Origin of the sequence: Rhodococcoides fascians NBRC 12155 = LMG 3623 (assembly GCF_001894785.1) — a bacterium.
Taxonomy (GTDB): Bacteria; Actinomycetota; Actinomycetes; order Mycobacteriales; family Mycobacteriaceae; genus Rhodococcoides; species Rhodococcoides fascians.
Map to the genome: position 1 here is coordinate 634,656 of NZ_BCWW01000001.1, position 14,712 is coordinate 649,367.

General features: G+C 63.6%; 15 protein-coding genes. 5 read left to right on the top strand and 10 right to left on the bottom strand.

Translation table 11 applies throughout. The features are described from left to right. Positions 1 to 19: 19 nt before the first annotated feature. Together paaI and RFA01S_RS03190 are read left to right on the top strand one after the other, a co-directional pair. Positions 20 to 388 (top strand): hydroxyphenylacetyl-CoA thioesterase PaaI, encoded by a 369-nt coding sequence (gene paaI, locus RFA01S_RS03185; RefSeq protein WP_052060921.1) that lies wholly within the window; start codon positions 20 to 22, stop codon positions 386 to 388. A 30-nt stretch (positions 389 to 418) separates the two neighbouring features. Next, positions 419 to 1,531, top strand: coding sequence for a PucR family transcriptional regulator (locus RFA01S_RS03190; protein WP_032408389.1), 1,113 nt, complete (start codon positions 419 to 421; stop codon positions 1,529 to 1,531). On the opposite strand, the gene RFA01S_RS03195 is transcribed toward RFA01S_RS03190, so the two are convergent. Then, positions 1,515 to 2,921, bottom strand: a complete 1,407-nt coding sequence (locus RFA01S_RS03195; RefSeq protein ID WP_032408390.1) for an FAD-binding oxidoreductase — start codon at positions 2,919 to 2,921, stop codon at positions 1,515 to 1,517. The genes RFA01S_RS03190 and RFA01S_RS03195 overlap by 17 nt on opposite strands. Positions 2,922 to 3,204: 283 nt before the next feature. Here RFA01S_RS03195 and RFA01S_RS03200 point away from each other — a divergent pair, with 283 nt between their 5' ends. After that, positions 3,205 to 4,506: an MFS transporter gene (locus RFA01S_RS03200; RefSeq protein ID WP_027494645.1), complete on the top strand. Its 1,302-nt coding sequence runs from the start codon at positions 3,205 to 3,207 to the stop codon at positions 4,504 to 4,506. A gap of 87 nt (positions 4,507 to 4,593) precedes the next feature. Here RFA01S_RS03200 and RFA01S_RS03205 read toward each other — a convergent pair whose 3' ends face one another. The 8 genes from RFA01S_RS03205 to pdhA all read right to left on the bottom strand — a co-directional run bounded on the left by RFA01S_RS03205 (position 4,594) and on the right by pdhA (position 12,156). Beyond that, positions 4,594 to 4,887 (bottom strand): winged helix-turn-helix transcriptional regulator, encoded by a 294-nt coding sequence (locus tag RFA01S_RS03205; protein ID WP_032408391.1) that lies wholly within the window; start codon positions 4,885 to 4,887, stop codon positions 4,594 to 4,596. After that, a complete protein-coding gene (locus tag RFA01S_RS03210; RefSeq protein ID WP_032373306.1) occupies positions 4,884 to 5,288 on the bottom strand; it encodes a VOC family protein in 405 nt (134 codons plus the stop codon). Before RFA01S_RS03210 ends, RFA01S_RS03205 begins: the two co-directional genes overlap by 4 nt. 99 nt (positions 5,289 to 5,387) lie before the next feature. Next, positions 5,388 to 6,314 carry a zinc-binding dehydrogenase gene (locus RFA01S_RS03215; RefSeq protein WP_032388021.1) on the bottom strand — a complete coding sequence of 309 codons (927 nt, stop codon included), beginning with the start codon at positions 6,312 to 6,314 and terminating at the stop codon, positions 5,388 to 5,390. A 131-nt stretch (positions 6,315 to 6,445) separates the two neighbouring features. Next, positions 6,446 to 7,324, bottom strand: a complete 879-nt coding sequence (locus RFA01S_RS03220) for a LysR family transcriptional regulator (protein ID WP_027494641.1) — start codon at positions 7,322 to 7,324, stop codon at positions 6,446 to 6,448. A gap of 104 nt (positions 7,325 to 7,428) precedes the next feature. Then, entirely contained in the window at positions 7,429 to 8,796 is a 1,368-nt protein-coding gene (gene lpdA, locus RFA01S_RS03225) for a dihydrolipoyl dehydrogenase (RefSeq protein ID WP_032408392.1), read from the bottom strand. Beyond that, a complete protein-coding gene (locus tag RFA01S_RS03230) occupies positions 8,793 to 10,043 on the bottom strand; it encodes a dihydrolipoamide acetyltransferase family protein (protein ID WP_032408393.1) in 1,251 nt (416 codons plus the stop codon). Before RFA01S_RS03230 ends, lpdA begins: the two co-directional genes overlap by 4 nt. Further along, positions 10,040 to 11,044: an alpha-ketoacid dehydrogenase subunit beta gene (locus RFA01S_RS03235; protein ID WP_032408394.1), complete on the bottom strand. Its 1,005-nt coding sequence runs from the start codon at positions 11,042 to 11,044 to the stop codon at positions 10,040 to 10,042. The genes RFA01S_RS03230 and RFA01S_RS03235 overlap by 4 nt, the downstream gene beginning before the upstream one ends. Next, positions 11,041 to 12,156 carry a pyruvate dehydrogenase (acetyl-transferring) E1 component subunit alpha gene (gene pdhA / locus RFA01S_RS03240; RefSeq protein ID WP_032408395.1) on the bottom strand — a complete coding sequence of 372 codons (1,116 nt, stop codon included), beginning with the start codon at positions 12,154 to 12,156 and terminating at the stop codon, positions 11,041 to 11,043. The genes RFA01S_RS03235 and pdhA overlap by 4 nt, the downstream gene beginning before the upstream one ends. A gap of 158 nt (positions 12,157 to 12,314) precedes the next feature. Here pdhA and RFA01S_RS03245 point away from each other — a divergent pair, with 158 nt between their 5' ends. Continuing rightward, the gene (locus tag RFA01S_RS03245; RefSeq protein ID WP_032408396.1) at positions 12,315 to 12,800 is read left to right on the top strand and encodes an Lrp/AsnC family transcriptional regulator; all 486 of its coding nucleotides are present in this window, start codon (positions 12,315 to 12,317) and stop codon (positions 12,798 to 12,800) included. Positions 12,801 to 12,828: 28 nt separating this feature from the next. Here the strand turns inward: RFA01S_RS03245 and hppD are convergent, their stop codons facing one another. Continuing rightward, positions 12,829 to 14,034 carry a 4-hydroxyphenylpyruvate dioxygenase gene (gene hppD / locus RFA01S_RS03250; protein WP_032408397.1) on the bottom strand — a complete coding sequence of 402 codons (1,206 nt, stop codon included), beginning with the start codon at positions 14,032 to 14,034 and terminating at the stop codon, positions 12,829 to 12,831. A 162-nt stretch (positions 14,035 to 14,196) separates the two neighbouring features. Between hppD and RFA01S_RS03255 the strand changes: the two genes are divergently transcribed. Further along, positions 14,197 to 14,709, top strand: a complete 513-nt coding sequence (locus tag RFA01S_RS03255) for an Lrp/AsnC family transcriptional regulator (protein WP_032367826.1) — start codon at positions 14,197 to 14,199, stop codon at positions 14,707 to 14,709. The last annotated feature ends 3 nt before the right edge of the window (positions 14,710 to 14,712 follow it).

Below are 14,712 nucleotides of genomic sequence, written 5' to 3' on the forward strand. Positions count from 1 at the left end.
TTCGCCTATTGCGCGGGAGATGTTCGAGGTCGACGCCGCGTCCCGCAAGCTCGGTATCGAACTGATCGAGCTGTCACCCGGTCACGCGAGAATGTCGATGGTCGTGACCGAGGACATGGTCAACGGTTACGCCATCACACACGGCGGATACGTCTTCCTGCTTGCGGATACGACGTTCGCTATGTCCTGCAACTCGCACGAGGATTCGGCCGTCGCTGCCCGATGCGACATCCGGTACCTCCGTCCCACGAAGGTCGGTGACGTCCTCGTCGCCGACGCCGTCGAGCGTGCGAGGTTCGGCCGCAACGGTATCTACGACGTGTCGGTGACGTGCCGAGACGAGCTGATCGCCGAATTCCGAGGCGACAGTCGCACGATAGCGCGCTAGCGATCCGGCACGTGGAAGTACTGTGAGTCGGTGACCACTGCAGACCTGTCGGCGCTGGCAGACGCCACCGCCACTGCGGTGGGTGGTGCTGTGTCGGTGATGGATCCGCAGGGCTATGTGGTGGCGTATTCGTCGGTGCCGGGGCAGCCGATCGACGACGTGCGACGCGACGGCATTCTGGGCAAGCAGGTCCCGGCTCGATACATGGTGCATCACATCGATCCGGACTTCCGGCGCAGCTCGACCGTGCACGTCGTCGATGTGGCCGGTGCGCTACCGCGTCTGGCAGTGGCGGTTTCGGTCGACAGGGAGTACCTCGGCTCCATCTGGTGCATTGCGTCCGGTGTCGGCATCCGTCCGCCGGCCCCTGCGGCAGTGGCTGCATTGACGCGTGCGGCCGCAGCTGCAGTGCCGTTGTTGTCGGCTCGACATCATCCGGCCGATGCCGACAATCCCAGGGTGCGTGCGTTACTGACCGATCCCGAGGTCGTCACTACGCCGGGAAAGCGCTACGCCGTTCTGGCCGCAGAAGTGGAGTCGCCGCGAGCGCAGAAAATGTTGGTGCAGCTCGCTGGTCTGCTGCAGCTCACGTTCGGCAACGCGGGCGACTCCGGATGCATCGTCGACGGGAACACCGTCCTGCTGGTGGTGGAGTCCGACGACGAACGCGCATTCGCTGCGGAGGCAGAGGAGGTTCGACGACGCGCAGAGGCGGCCTTCGGTGCTGCGGTGAGCTTCGCGATCGGTGGCCCGGACGCCCGTCCCGCGATAGCGCTCAAGCATGCTCACTGGGTACTCGACGCGATCGAAACGGGCGCACAGACAACGACATTCGAGCATAATCGCGTATCGGTCACTCTTCGGAGAGCGGGTGAGGCGCTGTCCGAGGTGTCGCTCGCCTTGCCTGCCGTCGAACGGATGCTGTCCTGCGATGCCTCGGAAGGTACGGAATACGCTGCGACGGTGCTGGCGTTGTTGGCACACGAATCCAACGTCGCTGCCGCGTCTGCGTCGCTGTACCTGCACCCCAATACCTTTCGCTACCGACTCCGGCGTACCAAGGAGTTGTTCGGTCTCGATCTCGACGACGTGGACACCCGTTTACTGGTGTGGATGTCGCTGCGGCTCACGATCGGGCGGTGAGGACCTTCCCTGGGTTGAGCAGGTAATGCGGGTCGAGCAGTTCCTTGATGCCGCGCTGCAGTTCCGCTGCAACAGAATCGAGTTCGGTCTCGAGAAGATCGCGTTTGAGCAGGCCGACGCCGTGCTCACCGGTAATGGTCCCGCCCAGAGAGAGGGCGAATGCCGCGATCTCGTCGAACGCGCGGTGTGCCTTGACCAACGATGACGGGTCCATCGGGTCGACGATGACTGTCGGATGGATGTTGCCGTCCCCTGCGTGGCCGACGACGCCGATGACGATGCCGATGCGCTCGGCGATGCGTCCCACCTCGTCGATCATCGTGGCGAGCTGCGAAATAGGAACGGACACATCGTCGACCAACGGTGAGCCGAGACGCTCGAGTGCCGGGTACGCCAGTCGACGGGCCTGCACGAGCTGCTCCGATTCGACCTCGTCCTCGGCAACGGCTACATCGGTTGCCCCGGCTGCGGTGCACAGTGCGGCGATGGCTTCGAGCTCCTGCACAGAGCCTGCGCCGATATCGGACTGAGCGATCAGCACGGCCGCGGCGTCGGTGCCGAAGTCCATCCGGGCGTACGCGTCGATCGCGGCGATGGTGGTGCGGTCCAGCAACTCGAACAGGCTCGGAGTGATACCGGCGGCCCGGATCTGCGTCACCGCTTCACCGGCCGCGACAGTCGACGGGAAGGTCGCGGCCATGGTCAGCGGAGTGGCAGCCGGAAAGTCGAGTCCTACGGTTGCTTCGGTGATGATTCCGAGTGTGCCTTCGGATCCGACGAACAGTTCGGCCAGGGAAAGCCCGGCCACGCCTTTGACGGTGCGTCGACCGACGAACGTGGCGCGCCCGTCGGCGAGTACGACGCGCAGACCACGGACGAACCGTGCTGTGACGCCGTATTTCACGCAGCACAGACCGCCGGCGTTGGTGGCGATGTTGCCGCCGATGGTCGACGCCTCCCAGCTGGACGGGTCGGGGAGGTACGTCAATCCCTGCTGCAGGGCAGCATCTTTCAGCTCTTTGTTCGTGACACCGGGTTGCACGACGGCGGTGCGGTTGACGACGTCCAACTCGACGATCTTGTTCATCCGCCGGGTGTTGAGGGCAATGGCTCCGACGCTGGCGTTCGCGGCTCCCGCCAGGCCGGTCAATGCGCCTTGCGGTACCACGGGAATGCGATGTGCCGATGCGATTTTCATGATCGCCTGTACGTCCGATTCGGTGCTCGGTAGCACTGCCGCCAGGGGTAGGGCGGATTCGCACAGAGCGGCGGCGTCGTGCCGGAAGCTTTGCAGGATGTCCGGGTCGGTCACCACCGCGTCGGCGCCGAGGGCGCGCATCAGTTCGTCGATGACCGGCGAATGGAGAACGAGGGTGGTCGGAGCAGCCATGGATTCGAGTATGTCGGGTGGCGCTGTCGATGTCTGCGTCGTTTCGGACGAAGCACGAGGTCTCGATCGGTAGTTTCCGACGAAGTGTGGGCAGGGCCTTGTTATGCACGCGACCACCTTGACAAACTACGGTGGCGCCGGTCACAGTAATTACCGACCGAATGGACGGTGAGTTTTATCCGGTTCGTCGGTTACCTGAATCCGCCGCTGTTCATACCCCACGTCACTCCGAACTGTCGCTCGCTCTCACGAGCGCCGGAGCCCGAACGAAACGAGATCGTCGATGACAACACAGGTCGAGACGCCCACCGGGGTGTCGCGTGAGCATCGCCGCGCCGCGATGGCCAGCATGGTCGGAACCACCGTCGAGTGGTACGACTTCTTCATCTACGCGCAGGCCGCGTCGTTGATCTTCGCTCAGCTGTTCTTCGCGCCCATGGGCTCGTCCGGACAGCTGGTCGCCTACGTGACCATCGGTATCAGCTTCGTGTTCCGTCCTCTCGGGGCCATCGTCGCGGGGTACTTCGGCGACAAGATCGGTCGCAAGAAGGTCCTCATCGCGACCCTCACCCTCATGGGCGCGGCCACCGTCGGAATGGGACTGCTGCCCACGTACGCGACCATCGGCATCTGGGCTCCGATCATCCTGATCGTGTTGCGCATCCTGCAGGGATTCTCGACCGGCGGCGAATGGGGCGGCGCGGCATTGATGGCCGTCGAGCACGCGCCGAAGGGCAAGCGTGGAATCTACGGTGCGGCAACCCAGATGGGTGTTCCTCTCGGCATGCTCATTGCGGTGGGAACGTTGGCACTGTGCACCGGTTTGCTCAGCGAAGAGCAGTTCGAGGCCTGGGGCTGGCGTATCCCGTTCCTCATCAGCTTCGTGCTGATCCTGGTCGGCTTCTACATCCGACGCCGCGTCGAAGAGACCCCGGTGTTCAAGGAGCTCGCAGAACGCAAGGAGCGCAACCACACTCCCGTTCGTGCACTGTGGCGTACCAACAAGAAGCAGGTCATGCTCGCCGCGCTGTCGTTCGTCGGCAACAACGGCAACGGTTACATCATCGTCGGTGGCTTCATCGTCGCGTACTCGACGAGGGAGCACGGGCTCGCACGTGTGGACGTGTTGGTGGCCAGTCTGTTCGCGGCTCTCGTGTGGGGTGTGTTCACCCTGCTCGGTGCGTATCTGTCCGACCGCTACTCCCGGACCGCCATCATGAACCTGGGCAACGCGTCGATGGTGTTGTGTGCCATCCCGTTCTTCCTGCTCGTCGATACCGGTGAGCTGCAGTGGATCTACGTGGCCCTCGGACTCTTCGCCGTCGGACTCGGCCTCGCCTACGGACCACAGCCGGCGCTGTACGCCGAAATGTTCCCCGCAGCAGTCCGATTCAGTGGAGCATCCATCGGCTACGCCATCGGCACCGTGCTCGGTGGAGCCTTCGTCCCGACGATCTCCGAGGCACTGTTCAAGGGAACCGGTACCTCGATGTCGATCTCGATCTACCTGATGATCCTGGCGGCGATCTCGTTCATCGCGACCTCGCGCATCAAGAACCGACGCGACGAGGATCTGAACGTCTGACCCAACGACGACGACAGCCCCGCAACCAGCCGAGTTGCGGGGCTGTCGTCGCGTATGTGGCCCAGACGGTGTTCGCTCCGCGTGAGCTCAACTGACCTGTGGTGCAGCCTCTTTGCCCCATTGCTCGAGTGCGACAATTGCGTCACGCAGGGCGAGACCTCTTTCGGTCAGCGCGTACGCGCGAGTGTTGTGCCGAAGGGGGAGACGGGTCAACACTCCTGCCGTTTCGAGTTCGCGCAGCCGGGTAGCGAGCATGTTCGTCGGCACTCCGAGGTCGCGCTGCAGATCGCCGTACCGTTGCGGTTCCTCGAGCAGTCGCTCGACAATAAGAAGTGCCCACCGGGCACCGACGATGTCGAGGGCGGCGGCGAGGTCGCTCATTCGGCCGTATCGGTGTCCGGCTTCATCCAGAACGGCGAGTAGTGGTAGCCGTCGAGGTCGTCGAACTGCCGTTGATACATGAAGGCGTAGTCATCGATGTCTCCGATGCGTCCACCGGCAGCACCGGCCCGCTCGGTGAGCTCGTCGACCGCCTCGCGACTACCGAGGTCGAACGAGACGGTGACCTTCGACGGGGTGTCGGGTCCGCCGATCAGCTCCTCGGTGCCACCCACGCTCGCATACATCTCGCGGCTTCCGAGCATGACGTACTGCCCCGGTGTGATGGCGAAGCACGACACGTTGTGGTCGGACATCTCGGGGTTGAGCGTCCAGCCGAGGGCTGTGTAGAAGGCGGTTGCGCGCTCGACATTCTCGACGGGACAGGTGATGAACAGGCTCATGCAGTGATACTTGCAAAATGCAAGCTGGCAGTCAAGGGTCGTGCCCGCTGACCGTTTGGCATGTCACCGTGTTGGCCTCGAGTAATCGATGATGCAGTTTCAGTGGGAGAGAGTGAGTACGGCTTTCCCTCCGGGCAATTCGCGTCGCCTCATCAGTTCGATGACATGAATGAGTTCCGACCAGTCGACGCTGTACCCGGGTGTCGGATCGAGGCGGCCGTCGGCGGCCAAGCCCACGAGCAATTCGAGGTCCTCGCGTTCGGGGTACGCGACTGCATACGACATGTAGTTGGTGATCGTTGCGCCCTCGTGACCCATGAACGAGAACACATCGAGCTCGGCCTTGCTACCAGAACTGTTGCCGATCATTACCAGCGTGCCACGGGGTGCCAGCACGGACAGTGCCGCTTCGAGTACTGCGCCGCCAACTGATTCGATAATCAGATCGAAGGGACCTGATGCATCCGACGGTGTAGTAGTGACCTCGGTTGCTCCGAGTTCGATCAGTTCGCTGGCTTCGTTCTCGCCGGCTGTCGTGGTCGCTGTGACCGACGCACCTGCGGCACTTGCCAATTGGATCTGAAATCGACCCACGCCGCCGTTGGCGCCGGTGATCAGGACCTTGCGTCCCAGGAGGTCGCCACCCATACGCACAGTGCGTAGCGCGGTCAGCCCCGCCATTGGTAGAGCGGCAGCGATGTTGGTGCCCAACGTATCCGGGAGGACTGCCATTCGGTCGGTGCGCACGGCTGCGAGTTCGGACCATCCGGCTCCGTCGACCATTCCGACAATGGGTGTGCCTGCTTTGGGTCCGCTCCCGTCTGCGGCCGCATCGATCACGACGCCACTGATGTCCTGGCCGGGTCGCCAGCCGTGGCCCCTCGCGGCCATGAGGGAGAGTTCCCCGCGGTTGACAGAGAACGAATGGATCTGCACGAGAGCCTCATCGGCGGCCGGCTTCGGATCTTCGGCTTCGAGGCGTTGGATGGGAGTATCAGAGTCAGGGGTGTTGATCGTCGTGTACATCGGCGTATCCGATCTCGTCGTGTGGTCACACCGCGAGGGTGTGAATCTGTACGACGACGAGTCAACGCCGATCCGTCGGTGTGAACCAGAATCAATTCGTGCACTCAGCGTTCACGAAAAACAATCGGAGGTCAGATGCGGGCGCACGCTTCGGCCAGGGCGTCGACGAGTGTGGTCCGTTCTCGTACCGCCAACCACATCTGCACGGCCATGCCAGGATCGGTCACGGGCCGGAAGGTGACGCGTTCGGTCGACAGCGCTTGTGCTGAGCCCTCGTACATCGCTGTCCACGATGGTGGTCCCGAGCCGAGTTCGAGCACTGTCGCTTGTAGATCTCGGAATGGAACTCCCGTGGCCGGCTCGAACCCGGCGTCCGCACAAGCACGGAGCACGGTGGCGGCGAAGGCGGGGTTCTGCTCGGACGGAATCAGACGCAGCGGAAGGTCCGCCAGATCAGATAGCGTGAGATCGGGTTTGGAAGCCAGTGGGTGGCGCGTGGGAATCGCAACGACGATCCGGTCGAACCACGCCGGAGTCATCTCCAGATCGTGATCGTTCCTGGGCAGGCGAACAAGTGCGGCGTCGAGTGCTCCCGAACGAACAGCGTCGAGTTGCTCCCACACCTGCCCGATTTCCAGTGTGACGAGCAGATCGGGAAACTGAGTTCCAAGGTGGTCCAGCACCAGATCGACGCGAGTGCCCGAGCCTCCAGCTATCCCCAGTCGCAGGTGTGGTGGCCCGTCCGGCTCATCGGAGCGAGATTGCACAGTCGCCGCGGCGTGTGCCACCGCGTCGAGCACTGCATGAGCCTCCGGGACCAGCCTGCACCCGGCGGGGGTGAGTGTCACCTGACGTTTGGACCGGTCGAACAACGGCTGACCCAGCTCGTGTTCGAGTCTTCGAATCTGTTGACTGACCACGGCCTGGACCACGTGCAATCGTTCCGCCGAACGGGCGAAATGCAGTTCCTCGGCGACCACTAGAAAGTATCTGAGCTGCTTGATCTCCATGTCGAAACCGCCCCCTGCTCGGACCCCGCGTTCATAGAACCTACCGATCAGTATCCATTGTGTCCTGCTCGTCCGCCGGATGGAAAGACATCGACCACCAATGCTCAGCTATGCGCGTGCAACGGCCTACCCGAGAGCGCCATCATTGCCTCACCGAATGCTTCGTTCTGAGTGGGGTGGGCGTGCACGAAGCTACCGACCTCCGATGGCAGTGCTTCCCATGCCACCGCGAGTTGTGCCTCGCCGATCAATTCGCCCACGCGGTCACCGACGAGGTGGACACCCACAACAGGGCCGTCCTCACGTGCGCGAATAACCTTGACTCCGCCCGCGGTGGCGAGGATGCGGCTCTTGCCGTTGCCGCCGAGGTCGTAGACCACAGAGGTCACGGTGCCGTACTTTTCCTCCGCGGCCTTCTCGGTGAGACCGACCGACGCCACCTCCGGATGCGAATAGGTCACGCGCGGAACGAGATCGCCGTCGATACGTGCCGGCGCAAGTCCGCCAATGTGTTCGGCAACGAACATGCCGTGCTGGAATCCGCGGTGAGCCAACTGATATCCGGCCACGATGTCGCCGACGGCATAGACGCCGTCTGCGGTGGTGAGCAGATTGTCGTCGACAGAGACGAAGCCGCGTTCGGTGGCGATGCCTTGCTCGGCCAGCCCGAGGCCATCGGTGCGGGGGCCGCGTCCGACGGAGACGAGCACGAGATCCGCCGAGAGGGTGTCTCCGGAGGACAGCGACACCGCGACGTCGTCGGACGACTCGGTGACTGTCTCGACCTTGGTGCCGGTACGAATGTCGATGCCGCGCTTGCGCAGAGCCTTGGTGAGCTGCTTCGAGGACCATTCGTCCTCACCCGGAACGATGCGATCGAGTGCCTCGACGACGGTGACCTTGGCTCCGAAAGATGCCCAGATACTGGCGAATTCGATACCGATGACACCGCCGCCGAGCACGACGACAGACTCGGGGATACGGTCGAGCGACAGTGCACTGTCACTGGTGAGCACACGTGGGCCCAGTTCCATACCGGGGATGGTGCGCGAATACGACCCGGTGGCGAGAACCAGTGAAGCCCCGGTGATGCGTCGCCCATCGACTTCGACGGTGCGAGGACCGACCAGCTGACCACGGCCCGAGACGATCTCGATTCCCGGACGTTTCAACAAGCCTTGCAGTCCGGAATACAAGCCTGCGACCACACTGCGCTGATAGCCCAGTGCCGCAGGCATATCCACACCTGTGAGCGATGCCGTGACGCCTACGTGCGCCGCACCGCGGACCGCGTCGGCCACCTCGGCGGTGTGCAGCAGAGCCTTGGTGGGGATACATCCACGGTGCAGGCATGTGCCGCCGAGCTTGTCCTCCTCGACCAATGCGACCGTCAGGCCGAGTTGCTCGGCGCGCAGGGCGCAGGAGTACCCACCTGATCCGCCACCGAGGATGAGAACGTCGACGTCGCTCATCGGACGGATCCCAATGCAACGACGGGGTTCTCGACGAAATCGGCCACGGTGCGCAAGAAACCACCGGCCACTCCGCCGTCGCACACGCGGTGATCGAACGCCAATGACAGCTGCGCAACCTTGCGGACGGCCAATTGGCCGTCGACCACCCACGGGCGGTCGATGATGCGTCCGATGCCAAGGATCGCGGCTTCGGGATGGTTGATGATCGCGGCCGAGCCGTCGACCCCGAAAACTCCGTAGTTATTCAGCGTGAATGTTCCACCGCTCAGCCGGGCTGCGGGCAGGGAGCCGGTTCGCGCGAGTTCGGTCAGCTCGGCCAGCCGCTCGGAGAGTTCCTTCAGGTCGGCCTTGTCGGCCTGCGGCACAACGGGAACCATGAGTCCACGATCGGTCTGCGCGGCAATGCCGAGTCCGACGTTCTCGTACCGCAGGATCTCGCCCGCGGCGGTGTCGACGGTGCTGTTGAGCTCGGGGAACTTGGACAGCGCGATCATCGTCAGCTTTGCCAGCACCGCTAGCAGCGTCACCTTCACGCCGTCGATGGATGCGTCGAGGTCACGTCGGGCTTGCAGCAGAGCCGTCGCGTCGACGTCGACCCAGACGGTCGCCTCGGGAATTTCCGCACGACTGCGAGAGAGTTTATCGGCGATGGTCTTACGAATCCCGGTGATCGGGATTCGAGTGACGCCCTCGGCGCTGGGAGTGCTCGAGGACAGTGCCCGTTCCACGTCCGCGCGGGTGATGACCCCATGACTGCCGGCGACATCGATAGACGCCAGATCCAACCCACCTTGCAGCGCCATGCTGCGAACGATGGGGGAGAGCACCTTCGGTGCATGTGAGTGGAAATTCGTAGCCTGGGTCGAGTTTCCACTCACGTGCGGAGCTCTTTTTCGACGGCCGGTCGGGCCGTGTCCCGTGCCGTAGCCGATCAGCACATTGCCCGAACCGGCGCGTTCTTCCTCGCGGTAACGCTCGTGGGCAGCAGGCGTATCGGCGACGGCACCGCCGGTGATGCTGATCAAGGGTGCGCCGACGGCGAGTGAGGTGCCCTCGGCCGCATGCAGTTCGCCGACAACACCCTCGAAGGGGCAGGGTACCTCCACGGACGCTTTGGCCGTCTCTACTTCGACGACGACCTGATCGATGGTGACGGTATCGCCGGGCTTGACCTTCCACTCCACGATCTCGGCCTCGGTCAGTCCTTCACCGAGGTCGGGGAGCAGGAATACCTGCATGCTCATACCGTGACCGCCTTGCTGAGGTCGGGCGCGTCGTTCCACTGCAGTCGGTCGATGGCATCGAGAACACGGTCGGCGGACGGCAGGTGAAAGTGCTCGAGTTTCGGTGCCGGGTAGGGAATGTCGAGTCCGGTCACCCGTAGTACCGGCGCGTGCAGGTGGTGGAAGCAGCGCTCGGAGACGCGCGAGGCGATCTCCGCGGCGACGCCGGAAAACCCCTGCGCTTCCTGAATCACGATGCAGCGTCCGGTCTTCCGTACCGAGGCTGCGACGGTTTCGTCGTCGAACGGATTGATCGACCGCAGATCGATCACCTCGACGCTCCGGCCGTCCTCGGCTGCGAACTCTGCGGCCTGCATGGCCACCGACACGGTGGGTCCGTAGGCGAGAAGCGTGACGTCGGTACCGGCACGACGCACGACGGCGGTGCCGATCGGCTCGGTCTTGGTCAGCTCGATGTCGTCCTTGGAGAAGTACAGCCGCTTCGGTTCGAGAAAGATCACCGGATCCGGATCGGCGATGGCATCACGCATCAGCGAGTACGCGTCGGCGACGGTGGACGGCGAGACGACTTTCAGGCCCGGGGTGTGGGCGTAGTACGCCTCGGACGAGTCGCAGTGATGTTCGACGCCGCCGATACCTCCCGCGAACGGGATGCGGATGACCATCGGCGCGGTGAGTAATCCGCGAGTTCTGTTGCGCAGCTTGGCAACATGGGACACGATCTGCTCGAAAGCTGGGTAGGCGAAGGCGTCGAACTGCATCTCGACGACGGGCTTGTAGCCCGACATCGCCATCCCGATCGCGAATCCGACGATGCCCGACTCCGCGAGCGGGGTGTCGAAGCAACGATCGTCACCGAAGTCTCGGGTCAGTCCGTCGGTGACGCGAAAGACGCCGCCGAGCGTGCCGACATCCTCGCCGAAGACGACGACCTTCTCGTCCTCGGTCAACGCGTCGCGCAGGGCGGCGTTCAGGGCTCCGGCCATGGTCATCGTGGTCATGACAGTTCTCCTGCTGCGATCTCGGCGGCGACCCGGTTTCGCTGTTCGATCAGGCCGGGGGTGGGGGAGGAGTAGACGAACCGGAACAGATCCTCGGGGTCGACGTCCTGCTCGACGTTCATGCCCGCGCGAAGTGCCGCGGCATCGGCGTCGGCCGATACCGTCATCTGTTCGCGCAGATCGTCGGTGAGCAGACCCTGGGCTTCGAGGTAAGATTCGAGGCGCGAGAGCGGATCTCGGGCCAACCACCCTTCCACCTCGTCTGCCTTGCGGTAGCGCGTGGCGTCGTCGGCATTGGTGTGGGCGTCCATGCGGTAGGTGTGCGCCTCGACGACCACCGGTCCTTTGCCTGCTCGGACGTACTTCACTGCCTCGTCCATCACGGCCATCATGGCGATCGGGTCGTTGCCGTCGACCTGCTCGCTGCCGATGCCGTAGCCGACACCCTTGTGCGACAACGACGGAGCTGCAGTCTGACGCGCGAGGGGAACGCTGATGGCGAAGCCGTTGTTCTGCACCAGGAAGATCACCGGAGCACGAAACACCGCGGCGAAGTTCAGGGCCTCGTGGAAGTCGCCCTCACTGGTCGCTCCGTCGCCGCAGAACGCGAGGGCGATGGTGTCTCGTCCCTGCTTGGCCTCGGCGTAGGCGAAGCCGGTCGCGTGCAGCAATTGTGTTGCCAGAGGCGTGCATTGCGGGGCGACCTTGTAGGCGGTGGGGTCGTAACCGCAGTGCCAGTAGCCGGCGAGCATACCGAGCAACTCCACCTGGTCGACGCCTCGCGCGGCGAGAGCCATCGAGTCACGGTACGTCGGAAACATCCAGTCCTGCTCACCCAGGCAGAGGGCGGCCGCGATCTGGCAGGCCTCCTGTCCGCGCGAGGACGGGTACACCGCGAGCCGACCCTGCTTGGTCAATGCCGTTGCCTGCTGGTCGAATCGGCGACCGTGGACCATCGATCGGTACATCTCGAGCAAGCGTTCGTTCGACGGGTGTGCGTAGCGGGCGGCACTGTCCACGCCCGTCCCATCGGGTGCGAGGTACTGCACGGGACGATCGGCAGGCATGAACTGTTGGTAGGACGTTGCCGGAACCTTCTCGACGGTCGTCATGGGGCACTCTCCTGAGATCGGCTTGTAGGGCGATTCTGGCCGATTCGGTGAGGAAGAAGTCCGCTGGTCGTAGAATTGCAGACACATGGCTACCGATCGCGACGTAGACATGAAATGTGTCCGACCGGCGCACTGAACCACGAGGTAGGAGCGGACGAATGGACGACGTCTCGAGACGTGTGGAATTGGACGACACGGATCGTCGCATCCTCGCCGAGCTGACTGCCGACGGGCGGGTCTCGATGCGGGTGCTGGCCGATCGTTTGAATCTCTCTCGGGCACATACCTATACACGGGTGGACAGGCTCAAGGATGCGGGTGTCATCGAACGGTTCACCGTGCAGGTGGATCACGCGGCGTCCGGGCTAGGGACCTCGGCGTTCATCGCGTTGTCGATCCGTCAGGATTCGTGGCGCAGTGTGTCCGAGGGGTTGCGGTCGATGGAATTCGTCGACCACTTCAGTTTGCTCGGAGGGGATTTCGACGTGCTGGTACTCATCAGGACTCCCGACAACGAGAGTCTGCGGCAAGTCGTGCTGGAGGGCCTGCAATCGCTCGACGGCGTCCGGGCGACGCGCACGTGGTTGATCTTCGACGAGGACCGAGGTGGTCTGGGACGAACTGCGCCGCCCACCGAACGCTGACAGTGGGCGGCGTCGTTCGGGGTACGGGTCAGAAGTTGCCGCGAGCGTCCTGCTCACGTTCGATGGCCTCGAACAGTGCCTTGAAGTTTCCGATGCCGAAGCCGAGCGAGCCGTGGCGTTCGATCATCTCGAAGAACACCGTCGGGCGATCGACCAGCGGCTTGGTGAAGATCTGCAGTAGGTACCCGTCCTCGTCTCGGTCGACGAGAATTCCGCGCTTCTGCAACTCTTCGATCGGCACTCGGACCTTACCGATACGGGCTCGCAGTGCGGGATCCTCGTAGTACGAATCAGGAGTGGCGAGAAATTCGACGCCCGCCGCGCGCAGCGCATCGACCGAAGACAGGATGTCGTTGGTCGCCAGCGCCAGATGCTGTGCGCCCGGGCCGCGGTAGAAATCCAGGTACTCGTCGATCTGTGAGCGCTTCTTCGCGATGGCCGGCTCGTTCAGCGGGAACTTCACTCGGTGGTTGCCGTTGGAGACGACCTTGCTCATCAAGGCCGAGTAATCGGTGGCGATGTCGGCCCCGACGAACTCGGCCATGTTCGTGAAGCCCATGACGCGGTGGTAGAAGTCGACCCACTCGTCCATTTTACCGAGCTCGACATTGCCGACCACGTGATCGAGAGCCTGGAAGATGCGCTTGGGAGCGCCTTCCGGTCGCTGCAACGTCGACGTGCGTGGCGCATAACCGGGTAGGTAGGTGCCGGTATAGCGGGAGCGGTCGACCAACGTGTGTCGGGTGTCGCCGTAGGTCGCGATGGCCGCGGTGCGGACCGTGCCGTGCTCGTCGGACATGTCGGTCGGCTCTTGTAGGACGCGCGCGCCCTGGGCTCGCGCATGCTCGATGCATCGGTCGACATCGGGTACGGCCAGCGCGATGTCGATGACGCCGTCGCCGTGGCGCGTGTGGTGTGCCACCAGTTCGCTGTCGGGGTCGACGGCTCCCTTGATGACGAAACGCACTGCGCCGGACTTGAGCACGTACGCGTGGTGGTCACGTTGGCCGGTCGTCGGGCCCGAGTACGCAACGAGCTCCATGCCGAAGGCGGACTGGAAGAAGTGCGCGGTCTGCGTCGCGTTGCCGACCACCCACACGATCGCGTCCCAGCCACTGACCGGGAAGGGGTCGCGCTTGTCGTCGTACTCCACGAGTCCGACGAGCTGTCGAAGCTGATCGGCGTCGAGATCGGCGAGCTTCTCGTCGTCGTTGAGGATGTTGTCGAGGCTCATGAAAGCTCCTGGTTGGTCCGAGTGAGGCACACTGTTCCGCCCAGCCCAACATCGCGGTGCAGGGGAGTCAATCGACGCCTGAATAGCTGTCCGTGCTGTGCAGATAGGGCAGGTTGTTCCGCACTTTGCTATACGATTCGTATAGCAAAGTGGAGGTGCGTCATGGAATCGACGTTGGACGAATTGGACCGGGCGATGCTCGCTGCGCTGCACGACAATTCGCGGATCGGCGTGCTCGAGCTGTCGCGAACGCTCGGTGTTGCACGTGCGACTGTGTCGGCCCGCCTGCAGCGATTGGAGGACAGCGGTGTCATCACCGGCTATCAGCCTCGAATCGGTTTGGCAGCAGCCGGTTACGGCGTGCAGGCGTTCGTCACATTGGAGATTGCCCAGGGTGCACTCGGTGACGTCGTCGCCGTCCTGGAGCAGATACCCGGAGTGTTGGAGGCATTCGCGACAACCGGCGTCGGCGATGTGTTGTGCCGGGTCGCCGCGGCGTCTCATGACGATCTGCAGCGGACGTTGATCGCGCTCAATCAATCTCGCACGATCGCGCGGTCGACCAGTGTTGTCGTACTCTCGGAATTGGTCGAGTTCCGGGCACTGCCACTGCTCAACAGCGCCGAGTCCGATCGAACCCCCAGAGCCCCCGCATACAGACGGACGCGCGAGTGATAG